This is a genomic window from Pseudooceanicola sp. DL12 (assembly GCF_056270665.1).
Genome location: NZ_CM149884.1, coordinates 3,141,835 through 3,167,027 on the forward strand (window position 1 = coordinate 3,141,835; position 25,193 = coordinate 3,167,027).

Sequence of the window (25,193 nt, forward strand, 5' to 3'; positions counted from 1 at the left end):
CGGGCGATGCGGGCGGGGCTGGCGGACCATGCGAGCGGCGGACAGGCGGGACGGCAGGCGCCGGGCGCCGGCAGGCTGCGCGCCCCCGCCCTGCCCCATATTGTGCCTCGCGCCCTGTTGCTGATCGGGGCGACGGCGGCGCTGACCGCCTGCGCGATGCTCGACCGGCACGGGCCGCCGGAGACCAGCCTGCGCCCGGTGCCCCCGGCGGCCCAGCCCGCCCCGGAGCCCTCGGCACGCAGCGAGCGGCTGAGCCGGCATTTCGAGGAGGTCGAGCGCGACCTGGTGGCGCAGGGGCTGATGCGGCGCGACGGCGGCGGGCCCGATACCCCCTATGACGCCGAGGACCTGGCGCGGAACTTCGAGCGGATCGCCTTTTACGACGAGCTGATGCCCGGCGGGGCGATGCTGCCCGGTGCGCAATCCTCCGGCAGCCTGCGCCGCTGGGTTGTGCCGGTGGCCTTTGGCATGGATTTCGGCCCCTCGGTGCCGAAGACGATGCGCGAGGAACAGACCCGCGTGGTGGCCGGCTATGCCGCGCGGCTGGCGCGGGTGAGCGGGCATCCGGTGAGCATGGCCACGAGCCCCGCCGCCGCCAATTTCCACGTCATGGTCATGGGCATCGACGACAACGCGGTGCTGCTGAAGCGGCTGGAGGTGCTGCTGCCGGGGCTGAGCCTGTCGGCGCGCAGCACCCTGACCCACCTGCCCGACACGGTGCATTGCCTGGTGATGGGATTTGCCGGCCCCGGCAGCGCCGATACCTATGCCAGCGCGGTGGCGCTGATCCGCGCCGAGGAGCCGGCGCTGACCCGGATGGCCTGCGTGCACGAGGAGCTGGCGCAGGGCCTGGGCCTGCGCAACGACGACCCCGAGGCGCGGCCCTCGATCTTCAACGACGACGACGAGTTTGCCCTGTTGACGGATCATGACGAAAAATTGCTGTCGATCCTGTATGATCGGAGGCTGCAGCCCGGTATGCGCGTCGAGGAGGCGCGGCCGGTCATCTGGCAGATCGCGGCGGAACTGATGGGCGACACCCCCGGCTGAGGGATGCCCGGCAAGAAGGAGTAGCGCCATGGGAATTCTGGATTTCCTGAAAGGCGAGTTCATCGATGTCATCGAATGGACGGACGACACCCGCGACACGATGGTCTGGCGGTTCGAACGATACGGCCACGAGATCAAGTACGGCGCCAAGCTGACGGTGCGCGAGGGCCAGGTGGCCGTCTTCGTGCACGAGGGCAAGCTGGCCGATGTGTTCACGCCGGGGATGTACCTGCTGGAAACCAACAACATGCCGGTGCTGACGACGCTGCAGCATTGGGACCACGGGTTCCAGAGCCCCTTCAAGAGCGAGATCTACTTCATCTCGACGCGGCGGTTCGCCGATCTGAAATGGGGCACCCGCAACCCGATCATCTGCCGGGATCCGGAATTCGGGCCGGTGCGCCTGCGGGCCTTTGGCACCTATGCGGTGCGGGTGGGCGATGCGGCGAAGTTCCTGACCGAGATCGTCGGCACCGATGGCGAATTCACCATGGACGAGATCAGCGACCAGATCCGCAACATCATCGTGCAGGAATTCAGCCGGGTGGTGGCCAAGAGCGGCATCCCGGTGCTGGACATGGCCGCGAACACCGCCGAGCTGGGCAAGATCGTGGGCCGGGAGATCGCGCCGACGGTGACGGAATACGGCCTCGAGATGCCGGAGCTCTATATCGAGAACATCTCGCTGCCCGAGGCGGTGGAGAAGGTGCTCGATACCCGGACGAGCGCGGGGATCGCGGGCGACCTGGAGCGCTACACGAAATTCACCGCCGCCGAGGCGATGCGCGAGGCCGCGACGGCGCCGGCGGGCGGTGCCATGGGCGCGGGCCTGGGCGCCGGGATGGGGCTGTCGATGGCGCAGCAGATGATGAAGGGGCCCTGGGGGCCCTCCTCTGCCGCCGCCTCTGCCGCCGCCGCCGAGGCGGCCCCCGTGACCCCGCCGCCGCCGCCCGCCGACAAGGTCTGGCACATCGCGGTGGAGGGGCAGACGAGCGGGCCCTTCAGCCGCGCGCGGCTGGGCCGGATGGTGACCGAGGGGACCCTGAACCGCGACAGCTGGGTCTGGACGCCGGGGCAGGACGGATGGCTGAAGGCCGGCGAGGTGACCGAGCTGGCGCAGCTGTTCACCGTGATGCCGCCGCCGCCCCCGCCGCCGGGGGTGCCCGGGGCATGAGCGGGCCTGAACGGGGCTGATCGGGCATGAAGGATGGCACGAAGGATGGCCCGATGGATGGGGGCCAGCACCATTTTCCCTGCCCCCAGTGCGGGGCAGATTACCGGTTTTCCCCTGCCACGGGCGAGATGATCTGTGACTACTGCGGTCACGTGGAGGAGATGGCGCCGCCGGGGCCCTGGGGCGCCTCGATCCGCGAGCTTGATTTCCGCGCCGCCCTCGAGGCCCGGCTGCCCGAGGCCGAGATGGTGGAGGCGCGGCTGGCCCATTGCCCGAACTGCGGCGCCGAGGTGGAATTCCAGGGCAGCGATCACGCGATGGACTGCCCGTTTTGCGCCACGCCGGTGGTGGTGGGCACGGGCGTCGAGCGGCGGATCAAGCCGCGCGGGGTGCTGCCCTTTGCCCTGACCGAGGAAGAGGCGCACAGGGCCATGACGGACTGGCTCGGCCGGCTGTGGTTCGCGCCGAACGGGCTGAAGCAATATGCGCGCAAGGGGCGGAAGATGGAGGGGATCTATGTCCCTTACTGGACCTTCGACGCCCAGACCCGCAGCCGCTATTCCGGGGCGCGCGGCATCGTCTATTACGAGACGCGGACAGTGATGCGCGACGGGCGGCCCGAGACGGTGCAGGTGGCCCGGGTGCACTGGACCCCGGTGGCGGGCCAGGTGCAGCGGTTCTTCGACGATACGCTGGTGCTGGCGTCAAAGGCGCTGCCGCAGCGCTATACCGACGGGCTGGAGCCCTGGGACCTGGCCGAGATGCGGCCCTATGCGCCGGAATACCTGGCCGGGTTCCGCGCCGAGGCCTACCAGGTGCCGCTGGAGGACGGCATGGGCGTTGCGCGGGCAAAGATGGACCGGGTGATCGAACGTGACGTGAGGTTCGACATAGGCGGCGACCGCCAGCAGGTCCACGCTGTGGAAACCGAGCTGAGCGACGTGACCTTCAAGCACGTGCTGCTGCCGGTCTGGATGGCGGCCTATCGCTATCGCGGCGAGAGCTATCGCTTTGTCATCAACGGCCGCACCGGCCGGGTTCAGGGCGAGCGGCCCTGGTCGAAGGGCAAGATCGCGCTGGCGGTTCTGGCGGCGCTGGTGGTGCTGGGGCTGATCCTGCTGATCGGCGGGCAACAATAGGGGGCAGAAATGCTGACGATCCACTATCTGAACGACAGCCGCGCACAGCGGATCCTGTGGCTGATGGAGGAGCTGGGCCTCGACTACGAGATCAAGCTCTATGAACGCGGGGCCGACATGCGGGCGCCGAAGGCCCTGAAGGCGGTGCATCCCCTGGGCAAGTCGCCGGTGCTGCAGGAGGGCGATTTCACCCTGGCCGAGAGCGGCGCCATCGTCGAATACCTGATCGAGACCCATGGCGGCGAGGGCACTTTCGGCCCCGATGCCGAGGGCACCGACCGCTGGCGCCATGCCTTCTGGATGCATTACGCGGAAGGCTCGGCCATGCCGCTGCTGCTGCAGAAGCTGATGTTCTCGCTGCTGCCCGCCCGGGTGCCGGGGCTGATCCGGCCGGTGGCCCGCAAGATCAGCCAGACGGCGCTGGAAACGCAGGTGGATCCGCAGCTGGCCGATCACCTGGCCTATTGGGAGGCCGAACTGGGCCGCGACGGCTATTTCGCCGGGGATCGCCTCTCGGCGGCGGATATCATGATGTCCTTCGTGGTCGAGGCCGCGGCGGACCGCGCCATGCCCGGCGGGCCGACACCGGCCATTGCCGCCTGGCTGAAGGCGATCCGGGCGCGGCCGGCCTATCGCGCCGCGCTGGACAAGGGCGCCTATCGCTACGGCAAATGACCCGCTTGCCCCTGCCCCGCTTCACCGCCATGCTGCGGCGAAACCGGGGGACGAGATGAGCACGCGAGAGACAGAGAGCAGGAGCGAGACCCTGCACGACCTGCTGGCGCGGCGGTTTTCCTGCCGTGCCTTCCTGCCCGAGCCGCTCGACGAGGCGCTGCTGCGCGAGATCGTGGCCGAGGCGGCGCTGGCGCCCAGCTGGTCGAACACCCAGCCCTGGGAAGTGATCGTGACCCGCGGCGCGGAGACCGACCGGTTTCGCGCCGCGCTGCTCGAGGCCGCCGGGAGCGGCAGCGATATGGGCAGCGATTTCCCCTTTCCCCATGGCTATAGCGAGGCGCAGAAGGCGCGCCGCCGCGAGGTGGGCTGGCAGCTCTACGATGCGGTGGGGGTGAAGAAGGGCGACCGGGTGGCCTCGGCGAAACAGGCGATGGAGAACTTCCGGCTGTTCGGCGCGCCCCATGCGGTGATCCTGACCGCGCCGGAGAGCTTTGGCGCCTATGGAGCGCTGGATTGCGGCGCCTTCCTGATGGCGCTCTGCCTGGCGGCCGAGGCGCGGGGCGTGGCCACATGTGCCCAGGGTGCGGTGGCCGGCTTCAGCCCGCTGATCCGCCGGCATTTCGCCATTGCCGAGGGGCGTGCGGTGCTCTGCGGCATTGCCCTGGGGCGGCCCGACCGGACACATCCGGCCAATGCCTTCCGCGCGGGGCGGGCGCCGCTGGATGAAATACTGACGATGAAAGGCTGAGAGATGAGAGCTTTGGTGCAACGGGTGACCGAGGCGCAGGTGCGCGTGGACGGAGCGGTGATCGGGCAATGCGGGCCGGGGATGATGATCTTGGTCTGTGCGATGCAGGGCGATACCGAGGCCCAGGCCGAGAAACTGGCGGCGCGGATCGCGAAGATGCGGATCTTCGAGGACGAGGCCGGCAAGATGAACCTCTCGGTGCAGGACGTGGGCGGCAGCGCGCTCGTGGTGAGCCAGTTCACCCTGGCCGCCGACACCAGCCGCGGCAACCGCCCCGGGTTTTCCGCCGCCGCCCGCCCCGAGGAGGGCCGCACGCTCTACGAGCTCTTCGCACGGACACTGGGCGGGATCATTCCCGTGGAAACCGGCGAATTCGGTGCCGACATGAAGGTGAGCCTGACCAATGACGGACCCATCACCATCTGGATCGAGAGCTGAGGGGCCGGGAGCCTCCGGCGGGGATATTTACGGCCAGATGAAGGAGCCGGCGTGACATTGCCGGCCGTTCCGCTAGGTCAGGTGGAAGGAATGATGGAGCGGCGATGAAGGTCAGCGAGCTGAACTGGACAACGGCGGTGGTGGTGGGCCTTGCGCTGACGGGGCTGCTCATCGTGGTGGTGGGCCTGGCGGACCTGCCGGTGGCGCTGTCGCTGTCGGTGACGGGGGCGGCCTTTGCCACCTCGACCGGCGCGAACTGGATCCTGGGCGGGCGGCGCCTGCCGATCGTGGCGATCGACCTGCTGGGCAAGTCGCTGGGCCTTGTCGCGGGCTGCTATGCGGCGCAGGTGACGCTCTGGGGCGATGTGACGCTGGCGCCGGTGGGCATGGTGGTGATCGCCGCCCTGGTCGGCACCCTGAACCTGGCCCACAAGGGGCTGTGGTGGCTGGGGGTGCAGAGCTTCATCTTCTTCGGCATCGGCACCTACCTGGGCGACCGGATCGCAGCGCCCTGGCAGACCGCGGGGGCGATCCTGCTGGCGGCGGGCTACATGGCGGCCTGCCTGGAACTGCCCTATCTCTGGCGCCGGTTGCATGGCGCGCCCCGGCGCGAGCACCACGACCCGGCCCGGGACATCACCCATGTCGGGCCGCTTCAGGCACTGCGCCTGGGGCTGACCGCGGCGCTGGCGGTCTGGATCTGCTGGTGGGTGGCGGACTGGGCCGAGGTCAAGCACGGCTACTGGGCGCCCATGGTGGCGATCTTCGTGCTGCGCCCCGACTACCTGACCACCCGGCAGATGCTGGTGCGACGGGGGCTCTTCACCCTGCTGGGCGCCGTGGTGGCGACGGTGGCGGTGGCCCTGCTGCCGCCCGGGCACCTGTCGCTCTATGTCCTCTTCGTGATTGCCGCCATGGGGGCGGCCACGGTGAACGGGCAGGAGTTCCGCTATTTCATCGCGCTGATCACCGCCGCATTGGTGCTGATGATCAGCATGGCCAGCGGCACGGTCGAGCAGAATGCCATCGACCGGGTCTATGCCACGCTGCTCGGCTGTGCGGTGACCATCGCCGTGGCCTGGGTTGTCTGGGTGCTCTGGCCAAAGCCCGGCTCGGAACAGGATCTCTGAGGCGCGCCTCCCCTCTTTCATCTTTCTCCAAATACGGCGGGGGAATCGCGCAGCGCGCGATGGGGGCAGAGCCCCCTTCTTGCCCATGCGCTCAGACCGAGACCTCGGCCATGAGCGCATCCTTGGTGATGTCGGCCTTGGTGCCCGAGGCGGTGACCGCGCCGCGGCGCATCACGTAGAAACGGTCGGCCAGGCCATAGGCGAACTCGAAGTATTGTTCGACCAGGATGATCGCCATGTCGCCTCGGTCGCGCAGGTATTCGATCACCCGGCCGATCTGCTGGATGATGTTGGGCTGGATCCCCTCGGTGGGTTCATCCAGCAGCAGCAGCTTGGGCTTGGTGAGCATCGCCCGCGCGATGGCGAGCTGCTGTTGCTGCCCGCCCGACAGGTCGCCGCCGCGCCGGTGCAGGAACTCCTTCAGGATCGGGAACAGCTCGTAGATCTCGTCCGGGATGAAATGCTCGGACCGCGGCAGGCAGGCATAGGCGGTCTCCATGTTCTCCTGCACCGTCAGCAGCGGAAAGATCATCCGACCCTGGGGCACGTAGCCGATGCCCTTCTGCGCCAGCATATGCGCAGGCAGCTTGCCCAGATCCTCGCCGTCGAGGCGCATGGTGCCGCCCGAGCGCGGGTGGGTGCCCGAGATCGCCTTGAGCAGCGAGGTCTTGCCCACGCCATTGGTGCCCATGATGCAGGTCACCTGCCCGGTCTCGGCAACGAGGTCGATCCCGTTGAGGATCTGACTCTGGCCGTAGTGCAGCGTAAGTCCTTCCACTTCCAGCATGTCTCAGCGCCCCAGATAAACTTCGATGACCCGCGGGTCGGCGGTGACATGGTCGAGCGAGCCCTCGGCCAGCACCGAGCCCTCGTGCAGCACGGTGACCTTGCAGTCGAGGCGGCGGACGAATTCCATGTCGTGTTCCACCACCACCACGGCGCGGGTCTTGGCCGCCTCCTTCAGCAGGTCGGTGGTATGTTCGCGCTCGGCCAGGGTCATGCCCGCGGCGGGCTCGTCCACCAGCAGCAGGCGCGGCTCCTGCGCCAGCAGCATGCCGATCTCGAGCCATTGTTTCTGACCATGGCTGAGCTCGCCCGACTTGCGCGGCAGCTGGTCGGCGAGGCCCACCTCCTCGGCGAGCGCCTCGACACGCTCGCGGTCGGGAATATTCGCGCGATAGAAGAGGCAGGCAAAGGAGCCGCGCGGATTTTTCAGCGACATCAGCAGGTTGTCATAGACCGACTGATCCTCGAAGACGGTGGGACGCTGGAATTTCCTCCCCACGCCGGCCTGGGCGATGCGGGCCTCGGACATCTTCAGCAGGTTGCGCGACAGCTCGCCCCAGATCACCTTGCCCTCGTCGGGGCGGGTCTTGCCGGTGACGATGTCCATGAAGGTGGTCTTGCCGGCGCCATTGGGGCCGATGATCGCGCGCAGCTCGGCCGGGCCGATCTCGAACGACAGGTTGTTGATGGCGCGGAAGCCGTCGAAGGTGACGGAGACGCCGGAGACTTCGAGAAGCGATGACATCAGTCCTGGCCCTCCCCTTCGCGCAGGCTGCCCTTGTCGGGGCCGTAATTGGCGCCGTGCCGGTCGGGCGCGACATGGTGGCCGAAGTAGTCGAAGAGCCCGCCGATCCCCTTCGGTGCGAAGAGCGTGACCAGCACGAAGCTGAGCCCCAGCAGCACCTGCCACCAGTCGACCCAGTCGATGGTGTAGAAGCCGAGGTTGATCGAGGGGGCCTGACCGCCGGTGAAATACGTCGAGATCAGAGAGACGAGCCCCGCCCCCAGCACCGCGCCGTAGAGCCGGCCGCGGCCGCCGATGGCGACCCAGACGGCGAGGTAGATCGAGGCCACGGGGGCCATTTCGCCGGGGTTGATGATGCCCGCCTGCGGGTAGTAGAGCGCGCCCGCGATGGCGGCGATCAGCGCCGAGAAGGTGAAGACGAAGAGCTTGTAGCCCTCGACCGAATAGCCCAGGAAGCGCACCCGGGCCTCGTCGTCGCGGATGCCGCGCACCACCGAGCCGAACTTGCCCGAGACCACCCAGGCGCAGAGGATGTAGCCCACCGCCAGGGCCAGGGCCGAGGCCCAGAAGAACCAGATGGCGATGAAATCCTGGCTGGCGCCGACGCCGGGCAGGTTCTGCAGGCCCGAGAGGCCGTTGTTGCCGCGCAGCCCGGCCTCGTTCTGGAAGAGGTAGAGCGAGAGCGCCAGCGTCATCGCCTGGGTCAGGATCGAGAGGTAGACGCCGGTGACGCGGCTACGGAAGGCGAGCCAGCCGAAGACCAGCGCCAGCAGCCCCGGCACGATCAGCACCAGCGACATCTGCAGCGGGAAGGAATGGGCAAAGGCCCAGATCGGCGGGAAATCGGACGAGCCCACGACGCCGAAGATCTGCCCGCCGATGCCGTCGATCAGCTCTTGCGGGGTGGGCGGAATGGCGGCGGAGGCCATGGAATTGGTGATGATGATCTCGGTCCGGGCATACATCAGCCACATGCCGACCATGTAGCCGCCGAGGCCGAAGAACGCGAAGTGGCCAAGCGAGAGAATGCCGCAATAGCCCCAGACCAGATCCATCGAGACGGCGATCAGGCAGAGGCAGAGCGTCTTGCCCAGGGTCTTGACGAAGGAGGTGGAGATCATGCCGGCGCCGGTGGCCTCGGACATCAGGGTGATGGCGAGGGTGAAGACCGCCAGGCAGGCGAGAAACACCAGGATCGAGGGATTCCGGGCGATGAAGCTGCGGTTCGGGCTCTGGCTCATGTCCTGTCCTGCGGAAGCGTGCGGTGGGTTTGGTCTGCGGTCTCGGGTCTTGGGATCGGGCGGCATGCGATGCGGCGGAGGTGGTTGGGGGCGCTGCCCCCGTCAGCCTGCGGCTGCCTCCCCCGCCGTATTTCGGGAAAGATGAAGGCTATTCGTCGCGGCGCTCGGTCTCGTCCTCGCTGCGCGGCGCGGGGCGGCCGCCCTGGACGACGGGCAGCGGAGGGCGGTCGAGGTTTGCGGGGTGTCCACGTGTAATCATGGCTTAATCTCCTGCGGCCCGGCCCTTGAGGGCGATAATGCCACGGGGCCGGAACTGAATGAAAATGATGATGAAGATGATCATGTAGGTCTGTGCCGCCAGTGTATTCGACGGGTTGAAGAATTCGATCCCCTTTTGCAGGAAGCCGATCATCGTGGCCCCCAGCAGCGTGCCCCAGATATTGCCGACACCGCCCACAACCACGGTCATGAAGCTCTGGACGATGTATTCCTGGCCGATCTCGGAGGTGACCTGGGCGTAGAGGCCGATGGCGACGCCGGCGATGCCGGCGATGCCGGAACCCAGGCCGAAGGTGAGCATGTTCACCCGCTCGGGGTTGATGCCCATGGAGGCGGCCATTTTCGGGTTCTGGGTGACGGCGCGGGTTTCGAGGCCGAGGCGGGTCTTCTTCATGATGAAGAGGAAAAGCGCCAGGAAGATCGCCGCCAGCACGAAGATGGCGATGCGGATGTAGGAGATGCCGACGACGTCGTTCAGCACCCAGGCGCCGTCGAGCCAGGGCGGCGCGGTAAGCGGGCGGGCCTGGGTGCCGAAGATGTTCTTGGCCAGCTGCTGCAGCGCGATGGAGATGCCGAAGGTGGCCAGCAGCGTTTCCAGAGGGCGGGAATAGAGATAGCGGATCACCAGCCGTTCCAGCACCACCCCGGCGATGAAGGTGACGGCGAAGGCGCAGGGGATCGCGGCGATCAGCGACAGCGTGTAATCGGGGATGATCTGCTGGAGCGTGTAGCCGGTATAGGCGCCCATCATGATGAATTCGCCGTGGGCCATGTTGATCACCCCCATGACGCCGAAGGTGATGGCGAGGCCGATGGCGGCGAGGAAGTAGATCGAGGCCAGCGACATGGCATCCAGCGAGAGATCGAAGACCTGGTAGAGGCCGACCTTGAAGCCGATGGCGCCGAGGGTGTCGTTGGCGGCCTCGGTGATGTCGGGGTCCCGCTCGGCGTAGGTGTCGTAGAAGACATGGGCCGCCAGCGCCGCATCGACCTCGTCCTCGGTGGAGGCGGCGGGGGCAAGGCCGGCCTGCACGAGATTTTCGTAAGCCGCGATGCGGGCTTCGGGCGAGGAGAGATCGGCGAGCGGCACGCCGCCCACCTGGCCGTCGACGATATTGGCGGCGAGGCTGTTGCGGGCATCCGTGGGGGTGAGGCGAGGCGGGGCCATGCCCTCGGAGACCAGCAGGTCATAGGCCGCCTCGCGCGGAAGCGCCTCGGAGCCGGGTTTCAGCCGGGCCGCGATATTGGCATTGGCGGGCAGTTCGGTGCCGACATGGCGGGTGGTGGCAACCAGCGGGTTGAGCGTGGCGCGGACATCGACGGAAAGATCGCCGGCGACGCTCTCGATGGCGGCGATGCGGGCCGCCTTGTCCTCGGCATAGGAGATGGTGAGCAGGGTCAGGAGCCGTTCCTTGCGCGCCTTGATGGCGGGATCGGGCTCGTTCTCGATGGAGGCCGCGAGCGGCGCCAGATGCGAGGCGTCGCCGTTGCGGGCGATGGCATCGAGGGCGTCGATGCGCAGGGCCGGATCGGAGGCGGTGAGCTGGAACTGTGCCAGGGCCGAGTTGATCAGCCCGCGGATGCCGGAATTGGGCCGCAGCTGCTCGAGGCCCTGGTCATCTTCACGCAGGGCAACCTCTTCTCCGGTGTCGAGATCGAAGAGGTGATAGCGGCGGTCGTCGTCACGGGTGACGCGGTAGAAGGCCCCGGTGGCCTCGTCGTACCAGAGATCGCGATCCCCCCAACTCGTAAGAATTTCGGGCGTGACGTCGAGGCCGGAGGCGGCAATGGCGTCGATCGCGGGCTGGATGGTGCGGCGCGAACTCTCCAGGATCAGCGCGGCGTTGTCCTGCAGGATGGCCTGGATGCCGGTGGCGGGCGCGGTGCCCGGCGCGGCAGTCGTGCCGTCCTGCGGGCTCTGCTGGGCCTGAGCATGGGCCCGGGGCGCGGCGAGGGCCAGCCCGAGCGCGAGCAGGGCCATGAGTGCCAGGGCAGCGATGGGCGGCAGGGCACGGGGGCGCGCGGCGGCGGACACCGGAAAATTGCGTTGGATCATAAGAACCTGCAGTCGGAGGAAAGGCATAATCGGATCAGCGCGGGTCAGGCGGGAAATTGAACGGGAAATGCGACGTGAAACCGGGTGGGAGCCTGGGCGGGAGCTTGGGAGGGACCTTGGGCCGCACGGCGCAAGACCCGCGAACGGGGCGGCGACGAAAGGGAGGAGGTCATCGCCGCCCCGCCCGGAGGCTGGACGAGGCCCGGAACCGAGAGAGACCGGGCCTGTCCCTGAGCGGGAGATCAGTAGTTGGACTCGCGCTGGACGCAGGTCTCGGTGGTGGTGTTGTACATGCCGCAGTCGAGCTCGATCCAGTCGGACTTGAGCACGGCGGATTCCGGCAGGTAATCCGTCCAGGCATCGCCCGGCACGGGGTCGGTCTCGGAGATGATGTCGAACTGGCCGTCCTCCATGATCTCGCCGATCAGCACCGGCTTGGACAGGTGGTGGTTGGCGCCCATGACGGCGGTGCCGCCGGTGAGGTTCGGGAACTCCTGGCCGACCATGGTCTTGATCACGGTGTCGACGTCGGTGGTGCCGGCCTCTTCGACCGCGTTCACCCACATGTTGAAGCCGATGTAGGTGGCTTCCATCGGGTCGTTGGTCACGCGGTCCTCGCCCATGCGCTCCTTCCAGGCTGCGACGAATTCCTCGTTCGCGGGGGTGTCGGCGGACTGGAAGTAGTTCCAGGCGGCCAGGTGCCCGACGAGGTTGGAGGTGTCGAGGCCGGAGAGCTCTTCCTCGCCCACGGAGAAGGCGACGACGGGGATGTCATCGGCAGAGATGCCCTGGGCGGCCAACTCCTTGTAGAAGCCGATGTTGGCGTCTCCGTTGATGGTGGAGACCACGCCCACCTTCTTGCCGTCGGCGCCGAGGCCCACGACGTCGGACACGATGGTCGACCAGTCGGAGTGACCGAAGGGCGTGTAGTTGACGAAGATGTCGTCGGCGGCGATGCCCTTGGATTCCAGGTAGGCCTCGAGGATGTTGTTCGTCGTGCGGGGATAGACGTAGTCGGTGCCGAGCAGCGCGAACTTCTCCACGCCGAGCTCGTCGAGGAAGTAATCGACGGCCGGGATCGCCTGCTGGTTCGGCGCGGCGCCGGTGTAGAAGACGTTGTAGGAGCTTTCCTCGCCCTCGTATTGCACGGGGTAGAAGAGCAGGCCGTTCAATTCCTCGAGGACGGGCAGCACGGATTTGCGGGACACCGAAGTCCAGCAGCCGAAGATCACGTCCACGTCGTTGACGGTGAGCAGCTCGCGGGCCTTTTCGGCGAAGAGCGGCCAGTCGGAGGCCGGGTCTACCACGACGGCCTCGAGCATCTTGCCGTTGATCCCGCCCTTGGCGTTCTGTTCGTCGACGAGCATCTCGACGGTGTCTTTCAGAGTGGTCTCCGAAATCGCCATCGTGCCGGAGAGCGAGTGCAGCACGCCGACCTTGATGGTGTCGTCCTGTGCGACGGCGGTGCCGGCGAGCAGCAGCGAACCTGCGGCAGAGCCGAGCATCGTCTTCAGAAAGTGCGACATTGGATGGTGTATCCCTTCATACCTGCCGCGAGGGAAACCGGGCGCAATTCGATCATGCATTGAAAAAACATGCGTCCTCCCCAAATGTCCCCAGGCAGCTTTACAGTTGCATTCGTGCGGTGGTGACCGAACCGCCAGATTGGATGCCACCGCACGTTCCCTATCTGCGCCACTCCGGGCGCGTGCCGTGATTGAAAAACGCGGCCGCGAGAAAACCTACAGAAGTGCGATGCCGCCGGGGGGGACCGGGCCGTTTTGGCCGGCTCTGCCCGCATTGGCGGCATGCATCGCGGTTAATGCTCGCAAAATGATCACCTTTACGTTGAGTCCTGCGACGTTTCCGTGACAGGACGCCACGTCAACTCGCGCTTTGGGCGAATCTTGGGCGTTGGGAGCACAATTCCGGGCACGGGCGCGCGCCCTGTTCCATCGCATCGCCGGCAAGGGCGTGGATGACCGGTGCGAGGATCTCTGCGGCGTCGAGACCGCAGGTTTCGGCAAGACCGAGCGGGCCGAGCGGGGCGAGCACATGGGCCTGCATCAGCGCGTGCAGCAAAGGGCCGGTGGCCGCCTCGGGCGCCGGGGCCGGGACGACAAGGCCGCCGTGGGAACACTCCCGGTTGGTGCCCGGCGCAAAAAGCCGCGGCGCGGAGGCGCTGACGGCGATCAGGTCCTGCGGGCGCCCGGCGGCGCAGGGATCGGCGAGGAAAGGCAGCCCCCGCAGAGCAGCGGCGGGAGAACGGCGGGAGGGCAGCGCCCCCTGGCAGTCACTTTTCGGGGAAGCTGTAGCCCGGCAGGGCCGCGAAGGCCTCCTTGAGGGCGCCGCCCCAGCCGTTGGAGACATCCTGGAAATAGGTGTCGTCGGCCTCGATCCGGCCGACGATGCCCAGGCGCTGCGTATCGCGGCTGTAGACGTGGAAATCGAGCGGCAGGGCCACCGAGAGGTTGGCCTTGATGGTGCTGTCGAAGGAAACGAGCAGCAGTTTCATCGCCTCTTCGAAGCTCATGTCGGCCTCGTAGGCGCGGATCAGGATCGGGCGGCCGTATTTCGTCTCGCCAATCTGGAAGAAGGGCGTGTCGGAGGAGGCCTCGATGAAGTTGCCCTCGGGATAGATCAGGTAAAGGCGCGGTTCGCCGTCCTTGATCTGCCCCCCGAGCAGGATGGTGGCATTGAACGTCGAGGAGGCGCGCTGGCCGTTGTCGTCATGGGTGGCGATGACCTCGCGCAGGGTCTGGCCCACGAGGCGTGCCACCTGAAACATCGAGGGCATGCGCTCGATGTCGGGGCTGCGTTCCTCGGGGCTCTTGCCGCGCTCCTGCAGGAGCGAGACGACGGCCTGGGTGGTGGCGAGGTTGCCGGCGGTCATCATGGTGATGCAGCGCTCGCCGGGCACCTCGAAGTGGAACATCTTGCGGAACGTGGAAATGTTGTCGACGCCCGAATTGGTCCGGGTGTCGGACATGAACACGATCCCCCGATCGAGCTGCATCCCTACGCAATAGGTCATCTGTCAGCGCTCCGCCTGGCCTCTGCCCCAAGTAAAGGACGTCTGTGCGACGAGTCTACGGGGCCGGCGTTGTCTATTGCTGAACTTGCAACGAAACGCAAAGCTCTTCTTGCGCGTCGCCCTGCCGCATCCCGTGCACCGGGGCGGCCTCGGCATAGTCGCGGCCCAGCGCCACTCGGACATAGCGGTCATCCGGACAGATCGCGTTCGAGACGTCGAAGGCAACCCAGCCGAGACCCTCGAGCCAGACCTCGCACCAGCCATGGCCGGCGTCCTGATCGGTCTGGCCCTCGAGCAGGAGATAGCCCGAGACATAGCGCGCCGGCAGCCCGAGATGGCGCGCGGCGGCGATCATCACCTGGGCCTGGTCCTGGCAGACCCCCTGCCCCTCGGTGGCGGCTTCCTCGGCGGTGGTGGCGGAATGGGTGGTGCCCTTGGTATAGGTCACCGCCTCGGCCACGGCCGCCATCAGCTGATGCATGCCGTCGAGGGCATTGGCCTCGGTGGCCTTTTTCACAAGGCCCGCGATCTTGCGCACTCCGGGGCCGGCCACGGTGGCCGGGGTGGCGCGACGGAACAGCCAGAGCGGCGCCAGGCCGATGCCCGGCCCGACGACCCCGTTGAGGTTTTCCACCTCGACCTCGCCCTGGGACAGGATGGTGAGCTCGCTTGCCCCTTCGTCCATTTCGACCAGCTCGGTCATGTTGCGGAAGTGATCCGCGTAGGTGACCTGGGAGGTGGCGCCGGAGAGGCTGCCCTGCCAGGAGAGCACCTGCTGACCGGCGCCGCTGCGCGGGGTCAGCCGCAGCTGCAGCAGCGCGTAATGCACCGGGCGGTCATAGCGATAGGTTGTCTGGTGGGTGATTTTCAGCCGCATCGTCACTTACCCGTAAAACCGGAAATCTTCCTGGATCTGATTGGCCAGCTGCGCCGAGTCCGAGATCGCGCTCTTCAGGAACTCGTGCAGCCCCTCCTCGAACACCGAATCGATGTTGCGGCCGGACAGGCGCGCGTGGATGTGGCTGGCCTGCGTCAGGCAGGGCAGCTCGGGATCCGCGCCGTGATTGAGATAGGAGAGATTGCCGACGATCTTGGAATGGCAGAAGGCCAGAGAGCGCGGCATCCGCTTGTCGAGGATCAGGAAGTCGGCGATCGACATCGGGTTGATCTCGCCCTCGTTCAGCCAGCGGTAGGACCGGAAGGCCGAGACCGAGCGCAGGATCGTCTCCCACTGCATGTTGTCCATCGAGCTGCCCACGTAGGCGGCCGAGGGCAGCAGGACGTAGTATTTCACGTCGAGGATCCGGGAGGTGTTGTCGGCCCGTTCGATGAAGGTGCCGAGACGCGCGAAATCGAAGATGTCGTTGCGCAGCATGGTGCCGTGCAGCGCCCCGCGCACCAGGCTGGAATGCTGGCGCACCGAGGTCAGCACCTCTGCCAGGTTCTTGACCGAGACCGGGCGCTTGAGATCCTCCTTGAGGGTCATCCAGGCCTCGTTGGTGGCCTCCCAGACCTCGGAGGAGAGCGCCGTGCGCACCATCCGCGCGTTCGACCGCGCCGCCTCGATGCACGACATCACCGAGGAGGGATTGTCGCGGTCGCGCAGCAGGTAGTTCGTCACGCTGGGCTGATCGAAGGTGTCGTACTTGTCGAGAAAGGCCTGCCGCGCACCCGCGGTGGTCACGATCGACTCCCATTCGCTTTCGCTGGAATGCTGGGTACCGGTCAGGGCGATCCTGAACCCGGTTTCCAGCAGCCGCGCAATATTCTCGCTCCGCTCGAGATAGCGGAACATCCAGAAGAGCCCGCCGGCCGTCCGTCCTAGCATGTTCGTTCAGTCCCCCAGAACCCAGGTATCTTTCGTGCCGCCGCCCTGCGACGAGTTCACCACCAGCGAGCCCTCCTTGAGGGCAACGCGGGTCAGGCCGCCGGGCGTGATGTGCACCCGCCCCGGCGAGACCAGCACGTAGGGCCGCAGGTCGACGTGGCGCGGCGCGAGGCCCTTCTTGGTCATGATCGGCACGGTCGAGAGTGCCAGCGTGGGCTGTGCCACGTAATTGTCGGGCTTGGCGCGCAGCTTGGCCTCGAAGGCGGCAAGCTCCTTCTTCGAGGCGGCCGGGCCCACCAGCATGCCGTAGCCGCCGGAGCCATGCACCTCCTTCACCACCAGCTCTGCCAGGTGATCGAGCACATAGGCGAGGCTGTCCTCCTCGGAACAGCGCCAGGTGGGCACGTTCTGCAGGATGGCCTTTTCGCCGGTGTAGAACTTCACGATGTCGGGCATGTAGGAATAGAGCGCCTTGTCGTCGGCGATCCCGGTGCCCGGCGCATTGGCGATGGTGATGTTGCCGGCGCGGTAGACGTCCATGATGCCCGGCACGCCCAGCAGGCTGTCGGGATTGAAGGTGAGCGGATCGAGATATTCGTCGTCGACCCGGCGATAGATCACGTCGAGCGGCTTGTAGCCGCGCGTGGTGCGCATGTTGACCTTGCCGTCGACCACCCGCAGGTCGGAGGCCTCGACCAGCTCGGCGCCCATCTGGTCGGCCAGGAAGCTGTGTTCGAAGAAGGCCGAGTTGTGGATGCCCGGCGTGAGCACGGCCACGCGCGGTTTCGTCCCGTCGAAGTTCGGCGGCGCGCATTCGGAAAGCGAGCGGCGCAGCTCGGCCGGATAGGAGGAGACCGGGCGCACCTTCATCTTGGTGAAGAGCTCGGGGAACATCTGGATCATCGTCTCGCGGTTCTCCAGCATGTAGGAGACGCCGGAGGGCGTGCGCGCGTTGTCTTCGAGGACGTAGAATTCGTTTTCGCCGGTGCGCACGAGGTCGGTGCCGACGATATGGGTATAGACCCCGCCCGGAGGCGTCATGCCGATCATCTGCGGCAGGAAGGCGTCGTTCTGCGTGATGATATGCTCGGGCAGGACACCGGCCTTGAGGATCTCCTGGCGGTTGTAGATGTCACCGAGGAAGGCGTTGAGCGCGCGAACCCGCTGCTCGATGCCCTTTTCAAGCTGACGCCATTCCGCCGCCGAGATGATCCGCGGCACGATGTCGAAGGGGATCAGCCGCTCGTCGGCCTCTTTCTGGCCATAGACGTTGAAGGTGATGCCGATCCGCCGGAAGAAGGTCTCGGCCTCGGCCGATTTCTTCAGGAGCGTCTTCGGATCCTCACCGGAAAACCATTCGGCATAACCCTCGTAGGGAGACCTCGGGGTCCCGCCATGCTCTGCCATTTCATCAAAAAACCTGCTTTCGGTCATCTCCACCCTCGGACCTGGAATTTCCCTGCGGCGCGCCGTGTCCGGATCGTTGCAGAGCGCATGACGGGATGCGAGGGCGCCCGGCCATCGGAACCGGAATTACCTCGCGCAGGGCACGGCAAGTGCCCAATTTTGTTGCGAAAGCCGAAATCGGATCGGAGAGGGCTCACGGCGCCGGACGTTGTGCCGGAATATGCGGCCGTGGCCGGTATTTGGGCTGTCGTCGAAATGGTGCTGTCCCCCCGCCCGTTACGGTGCTGGCCCGAGACGACGAAAAATCGCGCGATCCGTCAAGGGCTTGCCCAAGGCTATCACGCAAGTTGCCGGCTTGCATAGCCATACGCGCCTACCGTGCCCGCTGTATACCGGCGACTCGCCATGGCGCAAGCATCGCGGGGTGCTTAGGGGTGCTTACCGGAGTGGTCATGCCGCGACGGGGCGCGGGGAAGCGATGCCGGCCCGGGCCGGGTGGCTGCAGGGGGCGGCGGCGCTGCGCCATGAGACGGCAACGTTCGCCCGGCTCCACGCCGCGCCGTGCCGCGCTGTGAGCGCCTAGCGGCCGGGGGCGGTGGCCGCGAGCGCGGCAAGCACCTCGCGGGCCAGATCCGGCGCGCCCCCGGGCCGAAGGCCGGGCTGAACCGCGGGGGGCTGTGACACGGGACGTGCGCGCGGATGAAGGAGATCAAGGGACGCGGCGCCCCCGCCCTGCGGCAGATGCGGCACGATGACGAAAGGCCAGCCGATGTCGGGCCGCGGCCGGGGGCGCAGGCTGAAGCCCGGGGCACCGGCCACGAGCAGGGGCAGGGGCAGGGCGACGGCCGGGTCCGCGGCAAGCGGCGCCGCATGTACCGGCGCGGGCGGACGGAACGCCACCGAAACGGGCAACGGAAGGCTGACGCTGCCCGATGCACCGCCAAGGGCGGACAGCAGCAGAATGGATTTGAAGATCGACAAGGCCATGCCCTCCGTTCTGGTGGCGGCGGGGCGGTTGCACCCCGCGGTTCCGGCTTCTGCGGACCCGCGCGAGGGTGGCGCAGAAGAATTGACAACCGTTTAAGGGACGCTGGCGCCTGAGGGATGCCCGCCGCATCCGGGGGCAGTCGGATCAGCGCCGGATCGCCACCCGGCTGACGCAAACGGCAGGAATCGGACATATGGCATTGCACATGGGACGCACCCCCGAAATATGGAGGCCTACGTCTGGTCAAGCAGGGCTTGACGCCCTACCATCCGAGCCCGGGGGACACGCCCCGGCCCGGCCGGTGCGCGCTGCAGTCAGGCAGGCGCTCTTTGCGACGGGTCCGATCGCCACAGCCAAAGGTATCGCGCCCACAATGACGTCGCGCCCCCCCATGACCGGATCCGCCGCCCGCAAACTGCCCGTCCTCGGCCTTGCCACCGTCTTCATGCTCGCCCCTGCCCTGCAGCTGGGAGCGACCGAAGTTTCGCTGACGGCCGTCGGCGACAAGAAGCTGACCAAGGAACTGACCAACGTCTCGCTGACGGTGGCCGCCGTGAACGATGACGAGGAGACCGATGACCAGGACCTGATCGCCGCGGCCAAGGCCGATTACCGGCGCCTGGTGGGTGCGCTCTACGACGATGGCTACTTTGCCCCCTATGTCTCGATCCTGATCAACGGCGAGCAGGCCTCGAACATCAACGAGCTGACCTATGACCAGCCGATCAGCAAGATCGTCATAGACGTGGTGCCGGGGCCGCTGTTCACCTTTTCCAAGGCAGAGATCAATTCGCTGCCGCCCTATGTGGAGCCGGTGCCGGATTTCCGGGTGGGCAAGACGGCGACGACCGGCGTGATGAGCAAGGCCAGCACCGAGGCGGTGAGCGAATGGAAGGACCGCGGCAATGCGCTGGCCAAGGTCACCAACCAGCTGATCATCGCCGACCACGAGAACAACACCATCGCGGCCACCTTCGACGTGGCGCCCGGGCCGAAACTGACCTTTGGCAAGACGCTGCTGTCGGAGACCGCGCAGGAAAGCGCCGTGAAGCCAGAGCGGATCCTGGAGATTGCCGGCATTCCCAGCGGCGAGACCTACAGCCCGCAGGAAGTGGCCGACGCGGAACGACGGCTGCGCAATACCGGCGTCTTCAGCACCGCCGTGGTGGAGGCACCCGACGAGGTGGGCCCCAACGATACGATCGACATGACCGTAAACACCATGGACGGCCCGCCGCGCGGCATCGGCTTTGGTGCCGAGATCAGCACCGTCGAGGGCCTGTCTCTGAACGGTTACTGGACCCACCGCAACATCGGCGGCAATGCCGAACGGCTGCGGATCGAGGGCGACATCGAGGGGATCGGCGGCACCACCGGCGGCGTGGATTACCAGCTCGAAACGACGCTGGTCTATCCCAGCTTCCTGCACCCCGACATGGACCTCGGCTTCGGCCTGCTGGTCAAGCGCGAGGACGAGCCGACCTATCTGACCGACGTGGCCGGAATCACCGTGGGCCTCGACTACTATATCAACCGCAAGGTCACCGGCTCGGCCGACCTCGGACTGCGCTACTCGCACTCGGAAACCGAGCTGAAGAACGAAGAGTACTACCACGCGACCTTTACCGCGGGTTTCCTGTGGGACAACCGAGACAGCACCACGGACCCGATCAAGGGCGCCTATACCAAGGCGGAGGCCATGCCCTTCCTGGGGCTGAACGGGTCTGAATCCGGGGTCCGCAGCACTGCCGACATCCGCGCCTATTATCCGCTGCTCGGCGATACCGACCAGCTTGTCGTGGCCGGGCGCCTGCAGCTCGGGTCGGTCATGGGCCCCTCGATCGAGGAGACCCCGCCGGACTGGCTGTTCTACTCCGGTGGCGGCGGCACCGTGCGCGGCCAGGGTTACGAGTCGCTGGGCGTGGACACAGACGGCACCACCACGGGCGGACGCAGCTTCTCGGCCATGAGCTTCGAGCTGCGCAGTCACTTCACCGACAGCTGGGGCGCCGTGGCCTTTGTCGACTATGGCTATGTCGCAGCCTCGGAAAACTTCTCCGGTGGTTCGTGGCAGGGCGGCGCAGGCATCGGGGCGCGGTATTTCACCTCGCTCGGGCCGCTGCGCGTCGACCTGGCGGTGCCGGTCACCGGATCCGGGTCGGATTCGCCGCTTGAATCGCTCTCCATCTACATCGGTCTTGGGCAGGCATTCTGATGATCCAGTTGAAATCACTCCGCATTCTCCTGATCACCGCGATCACCCTGCTGGGCCTGGCGTTTCTGGCACCCGGGGCCATGGCGCAGGACGACAGCAACGACGACGGCGCGGGGTTCCTGACCCGCACAATCCAGAACGCCCTGTCCGGCAATGGCCGCGAGGTGCGGATCACCGGGTTCAAGGGGGCGCTGTCGTCGAATGCGACGATGGAAAAGCTGACCATCGCCGATGACCAGGGGGTCTGGTTCGAGATGGACAACGCGACGCTGAACTGGCGCCGCACGGCACTGCTTCTGGGCCGTCTGGAGATCAAAGAGATCTCGGCCGAGAAGGTTATCCTGAGCCGGCTGCCCGAGAGCGATGAAGAGCCCGAAACCGAGCTGCCCTCGGCCGAGGCGACCGGGATCAGCATTCCGAAACTGCCCATCGCCATCAACATCCAGAACATCGGCATCAACCAGTTCGACCTGGGCGAGGCGGTCATGGGGCAATCGGCCGTGCTGAGCATGACGGGCCATCTGAGCCTGGCGAAGGGTGGCCTGGACACGGCGCTGGAGATCCAGCGCGAGGACCGCCCCGGCGAATTCAGCGTGCAGGCCAGCTATGATCCCAAGAGCGAGAACCTCGCGGTCGACGTGGATGTGCACGAGGATGCCGGCGGCCTGATCTCGAGCATCATGGACCTGCCCGGCGATCCCTCGCTGGACCTGACGATCCAGGGCACCGGGCCGCTTGACGATTACAACGCCACGCTGGACCTGAGCACCGACGGCGAGCAGCGCGTGACCGGCAGCCTCGGCCTGAAGGGCCGGGACGACGGCGGGCGCGAGTTCACGCTGCAGGTCAACGGCGACCTGACCGCACTGGCCGCTCCGCAATACCAGGAGTTCCTGGGCACGGACATCACCCTGGCCGCCACGGGGATCCGCGGCGCCGATGGCGCGCTCGACCTCGATCTGGTGCGCTTTACCTCGGCGGCGCTGAACCTGCAGGGCGACCTGAAGATGGACGGCGACGGCACCCCGCAGCAGTTCGACGTGACCGGCGCCCTGGTGTCGCCCACCGGCGCGGATCGCGTTACCCTGCCCTTCGGCGAGAACCTCTCCATCGCCTCGGCCGATATCGGGCTGAGCTTTGACCGGGCGCAATCGGACGACGTGACCGGCACCATCGAGGTGATCGCACCGCAGTCGCAGGGCTTTACCGCCGATACCCTGAAGCTGAGCGTCTCTGGCGCCCTGCCCGAGAACGGCGAACGCACGATCACCGTGGGCTTTGACGCCGCCGGCATGAACACCGACGATCCGGCGGTCAACGAGGCCCTGGGCAGCGAGATCACCGGCTCGGCCGACATCAGCTTTGGCAAGGGGCCGATCACCATCCGCAACCTGACCGTCGACGGCGCTTCGATCGACCTGACGGGCAGCGCCGATTACATCCCCGCCGAGGGCGAGGACGGCGAGAGTACCATCGAGCTGAGCGCCAATGCCGATGTCGCCAACCTGACGGCCTTTGCACCGCTGACCGGCATGGACCTTGCCGGCGCTGCACAGCTGAACGTGGATTTCCAGGTACAGCTGCCCTCGACCAAGATGCACCTGACGGCGCAGGGCAAGGGGCAGAACCTGTCGACGGGCATCCCGACGGTGGATGCGCTGCTGGACAGCCCCGCGCAGCTTGATATCGACGTGGAGCGCGGCAGCGACGGCATCACCCTGAACAAGCTGTTCGTCGGCACCGACGCGGTTCAGCTGACCGGCCAGGGCACCCTGGCCAGCAACTCCGGCGAGATCACCTATGATCTGAAGCTGGCGGATGCGGGCAAGCTGACCGGCACCACCTCCGGCGGCATCGACGTCTCTGGCGCCATCACCCAGACGCCCTCGGGCATGACGGTGACGGCCAAGGGCGGGGGCGACGACATCAACCTCGGGATCGACGCGGTCGACGCGCTTCTGGCCGGCGGTCTCGACCTCGACGTCGAGGTCTCGATGCCGAAGGACGGGCCGGTGGAGCTGACCCAGGGGCTGATCCAGAGCGACGAGCTGCGGCTGTCGGCCTCGGGTGTGCTCTCTCCCACAGACGAGATGGACCTGACCTTCAGCGCGCGGCTGGCCAATTCGGCGGTATTCACCGGTGGCGAAGCCGGGCCGCTGACCCTGGCCGGCACCGCCCAGGCCCAGGCCGACGGCGGCATCGCCATCAAGGTTTCGGGCGGGGGCAATGACCTCGGCACCGGGATCGAGGCGGTGGACAACCTGCTGCAGGGGCGCACCACCATCCGCGCCGACGTCGACATCCTGAACGGCGATGTCACCATCAACACCGCCACCATCGACGCCCCCGGCGCCACGATCGACCTGACCGGCGGCGTGACCGGCGGCAACGTGGACCTGAACCTGTCGCTCGACATCCCCAACTCGGCCCTCGCGCTGGGTGCAAATGCCGGGCCGATCAACCTCGACGTCTCGCTGGCCTCGGCCTCCGAGGGGGGCTACCACATCGAGGTATCGGGCAACGGCACCAATATCGGGATCGGCAACGACATGATCGATGCCCTGTTCGCGGGGCAGACGACCATCGGCGCCACCGTGCGGATCGGGCCGGACAATACCATCTACCTCGACCAGGTCAGCTTCAGCTCCAATGCCATCACGGCAACGGGCAGCGGCAGCATCGACGAGAACGGCCCGCAGATCGACTTCTCGGTCCAGCTCGACGACCTGGGCCGCCTGGTGACCGGGCTGACCGGACCGCTGAACGTCAAGGGGGCGCTGCGGCCATCTGGGGCCGGCAACGGCAGCGTCGCGCTGGACGTCAAGGTTTCGGGCGCCGGTGGCACCAATGCCTCGATCACCGGCACGGTTCTGAATCCCGACGGCACGGTGAACCTGCAGATCAGCGGCGCCGTGCCGCTGGGACTGGCCAACAGCTTCATCGCGCCGCGCTCGATCTCGGGCATGGCCAGCTTCAACCTGACCATGAACGGGCAACCGGGCCTCGAGGCGCTCTCGGGCCAGGTGACGATCTCCAACGGTCGCCTAGTCGCGCCGACGCTGGGCCAGGTGATCCAGTCGATCAACGGCACGATCAGCTATGCCGGCGGTGCTGCAACGATCAACCTGTCGGCGGCCCCGTCCGCAGGCGGCACGATCACCACCACCGGGACGGTCAGCTCCTCGGCCCCCTACCAGGCCAACCTGTCGGTCAACTTCAACGGCGCCGTCTTTACCGAGGGCACCTTTGCGACCAGCACGGTGAACGGCAGCCTTGCCATCCAGGGCCCGCTGACCGGCGGCGGCAGCATCTCGGGGCGCCTCGGCCTGAGCAATACCGAGATCCGGCTGACCTCGACCGGCATGGGGGGCGGCACGCCGATCCCCGACATAGAGCATTTCGATGAACCGGAGCCGAGCTATGTCACGCGCGAGCGTGCGGGCTTGGTGGCAACGGAGGACGACACCTCTGGCAGTTCCTCCGGGGGCAGCAGCATGGTGCCGCTGAGCCTGAACATCCAGGTGCAGACCGACAGCTCGATCTTCATCCGGGGCCGCGGCCTGGATGCGGAACTGCGCGGCGGGATCACCATCGGCGGAACAACGGCGGCACCCGCGCCGGTGGGGGAATTCACCCTCGTGCGCGGCCGGCTGGACCTGTTGACAAAGCGCCTCGACCTGACCGAGGGCTGGATCCGGCTTGCAGGGGATTTCACCCCAGAGATGCACTTCGTCGCGACCGCCTCGAACAATGGCTACGACTTCACGATCACGATCGAGGGGTCGCCCTCGACCCTGTCGCTGGAGTTCGAATCCACGCCCTCGCTGCCCGAGGACGAGATCATCTCGGAACTGTTCTTCGGGCGCAGCACCTCCTCTCTGACGGCGCTGCAGGCGGCACAGCTGGCCTCGGCCATTGCCACGCTGACCGGCAGCGGCAACGGCGGGCTGCTGGAGCGGCTGCGGCAGAGCACCGGGTTCGATGATCTCGAGCTGACCACCGCAGAGGATGGCCAGACCAGCCTGACGATGGGCCGCTACGTCACCGAGAACGTCTATTCCCAGACCCAGGTGGATGCAGGCGGCGGCACGACCTTCTCGCTGAACCTCGACCTGACGGACAATGTCACCGCCAAGGCCTCGGTCAGTTCGGACGGCGACAGCGGCCTCGGGGTCTTCTTCGAGAAGAACTACTGAGCCTTGCTCCCATGCAGGGAAAGCTGACAGAAAGGGCCCCTCGGGGCCCTTTTTCATGCCGGGC

The 25,193-nt window shown here is 66.9% G+C and carries 19 protein-coding genes; 9 read left to right on the top strand and 10 right to left on the bottom strand.

Annotation, left to right across the window (positions count from 1 at the left end):
- The first annotated feature begins 6 nt into the window (after positions 1 to 6).
- The 7 genes from AC0WR5_RS14655 to AC0WR5_RS14685 all read left to right on the top strand — a co-directional run bounded on the left by AC0WR5_RS14655 (position 7) and on the right by AC0WR5_RS14685 (position 6,354).
- Positions 7 to 1,050 carry a DUF2927 domain-containing protein gene (locus tag AC0WR5_RS14655; protein WP_475864186.1) on the top strand — a complete coding sequence of 348 codons (1,044 nt, stop codon included), beginning with the start codon at positions 7 to 9 and terminating at the stop codon, positions 1,048 to 1,050.
- 28 nt (positions 1,051 to 1,078) lie between these two features.
- Positions 1,079 to 2,224: an SPFH domain-containing protein gene (locus AC0WR5_RS14660; RefSeq protein ID WP_475864187.1), complete on the top strand. Its 1,146-nt coding sequence runs from the start codon at positions 1,079 to 1,081 to the stop codon at positions 2,222 to 2,224.
- A gap of 26 nt (positions 2,225 to 2,250) precedes the next feature.
- A complete protein-coding gene (locus AC0WR5_RS14665; protein WP_475864189.1) occupies positions 2,251 to 3,363 on the top strand; it encodes a TFIIB-type zinc finger domain-containing protein in 1,113 nt (370 codons plus the stop codon).
- Between the two features lie 9 nt (positions 3,364 to 3,372).
- Positions 3,373 to 4,038, top strand: coding sequence for a glutathione S-transferase family protein (locus AC0WR5_RS14670; RefSeq protein ID WP_475864191.1), 666 nt, complete (start codon positions 3,373 to 3,375; stop codon positions 4,036 to 4,038).
- A 55-nt stretch (positions 4,039 to 4,093) separates the two neighbouring features.
- Complete coding sequence (locus AC0WR5_RS14675) at positions 4,094 to 4,786, top strand: nitroreductase (RefSeq protein WP_475864192.1); 693 nt, start codon at positions 4,094 to 4,096, stop codon at positions 4,784 to 4,786.
- A gap of 3 nt (positions 4,787 to 4,789) precedes the next feature.
- A complete protein-coding gene (gene dtd / locus AC0WR5_RS14680; protein WP_475864194.1) occupies positions 4,790 to 5,224 on the top strand; it encodes a D-aminoacyl-tRNA deacylase in 435 nt (144 codons plus the stop codon).
- Between the two features lie 104 nt (positions 5,225 to 5,328).
- The gene (locus AC0WR5_RS14685; RefSeq protein WP_475864196.1) at positions 5,329 to 6,354 is read left to right on the top strand and encodes an FUSC family protein; all 1,026 of its coding nucleotides are present in this window, start codon (positions 5,329 to 5,331) and stop codon (positions 6,352 to 6,354) included.
- A 91-nt stretch (positions 6,355 to 6,445) separates the two neighbouring features.
- Here the strand turns inward: AC0WR5_RS14685 and urtE are convergent, their stop codons facing one another.
- From urtE to AC0WR5_RS14735, 10 genes are all read right to left on the bottom strand, one after another.
- Positions 6,446 to 7,141: an urea ABC transporter ATP-binding subunit UrtE gene (gene urtE / locus AC0WR5_RS14690; protein ID WP_475864197.1), complete on the bottom strand. Its 696-nt coding sequence runs from the start codon at positions 7,139 to 7,141 to the stop codon at positions 6,446 to 6,448.
- Between the two features lie 3 nt (positions 7,142 to 7,144).
- Positions 7,145 to 7,885, bottom strand: a complete 741-nt coding sequence (gene urtD, locus AC0WR5_RS14695; RefSeq protein ID WP_475864199.1) for an urea ABC transporter ATP-binding protein UrtD — start codon at positions 7,883 to 7,885, stop codon at positions 7,145 to 7,147.
- Entirely contained in the window at positions 7,885 to 9,126 is a 1,242-nt protein-coding gene (urtC, locus tag AC0WR5_RS14700; RefSeq protein ID WP_475864201.1) for an urea ABC transporter permease subunit UrtC, read from the bottom strand. The genes urtD and urtC overlap by 1 nt, the downstream gene beginning before the upstream one ends.
- Positions 9,127 to 9,388: 262 nt before the next feature.
- On the bottom strand, positions 9,389 to 11,461 hold the full coding sequence (gene urtB / locus AC0WR5_RS14705; protein WP_475864202.1) for an urea ABC transporter permease subunit UrtB: 2,073 nt from the start codon (positions 11,459 to 11,461) through the stop codon (positions 9,389 to 9,391).
- A gap of 242 nt (positions 11,462 to 11,703) precedes the next feature.
- The gene (gene urtA / locus AC0WR5_RS14710) at positions 11,704 to 12,987 is read right to left on the bottom strand and encodes an urea ABC transporter substrate-binding protein (RefSeq protein WP_475864203.1); all 1,284 of its coding nucleotides are present in this window, start codon (positions 12,985 to 12,987) and stop codon (positions 11,704 to 11,706) included.
- Between the two features lie 767 nt (positions 12,988 to 13,754).
- The gene (locus AC0WR5_RS14715; RefSeq protein WP_475864204.1) at positions 13,755 to 14,495 is read right to left on the bottom strand and encodes a proteasome-type protease; all 741 of its coding nucleotides are present in this window, start codon (positions 14,493 to 14,495) and stop codon (positions 13,755 to 13,757) included.
- A gap of 73 nt (positions 14,496 to 14,568) precedes the next feature.
- Positions 14,569 to 15,372 (bottom strand): transglutaminase family protein, encoded by an 804-nt coding sequence (locus tag AC0WR5_RS14720; protein ID WP_475864206.1) that lies wholly within the window; start codon positions 15,370 to 15,372, stop codon positions 14,569 to 14,571.
- A gap of 6 nt (positions 15,373 to 15,378) precedes the next feature.
- Complete coding sequence (locus tag AC0WR5_RS14725; protein ID WP_475864207.1) at positions 15,379 to 16,323, bottom strand: alpha-E domain-containing protein; 945 nt, start codon at positions 16,321 to 16,323, stop codon at positions 15,379 to 15,381.
- Between the two features lie 6 nt (positions 16,324 to 16,329).
- The gene (locus AC0WR5_RS14730) at positions 16,330 to 17,757 is read right to left on the bottom strand and encodes a circularly permuted type 2 ATP-grasp protein (RefSeq protein ID WP_475864208.1); all 1,428 of its coding nucleotides are present in this window, start codon (positions 17,755 to 17,757) and stop codon (positions 16,330 to 16,332) included.
- Positions 17,758 to 18,309: 552 nt separating this feature from the next.
- A complete protein-coding gene (locus AC0WR5_RS14735) occupies positions 18,310 to 18,717 on the bottom strand; it encodes a hypothetical protein (RefSeq protein ID WP_475864209.1) in 408 nt (135 codons plus the stop codon).
- Positions 18,718 to 19,109: 392 nt separating this feature from the next.
- On the opposite strand from AC0WR5_RS14735, the gene AC0WR5_RS14740 reads away from it, so the two are divergent.
- Together AC0WR5_RS14740 and AC0WR5_RS14745 are read left to right on the top strand one after the other, a co-directional pair.
- Positions 19,110 to 20,933, top strand: coding sequence for an autotransporter assembly complex protein TamA (locus tag AC0WR5_RS14740; RefSeq protein ID WP_475864210.1), 1,824 nt, complete (start codon positions 19,110 to 19,112; stop codon positions 20,931 to 20,933).
- Complete coding sequence (locus AC0WR5_RS14745; RefSeq protein WP_475864212.1) at positions 20,933 to 25,129, top strand: translocation/assembly module TamB domain-containing protein; 4,197 nt, start codon at positions 20,933 to 20,935, stop codon at positions 25,127 to 25,129. Before AC0WR5_RS14740 ends, AC0WR5_RS14745 begins: the two co-directional genes overlap by 1 nt.
- Positions 25,130 to 25,193: the final 64 nt, after the last annotated feature.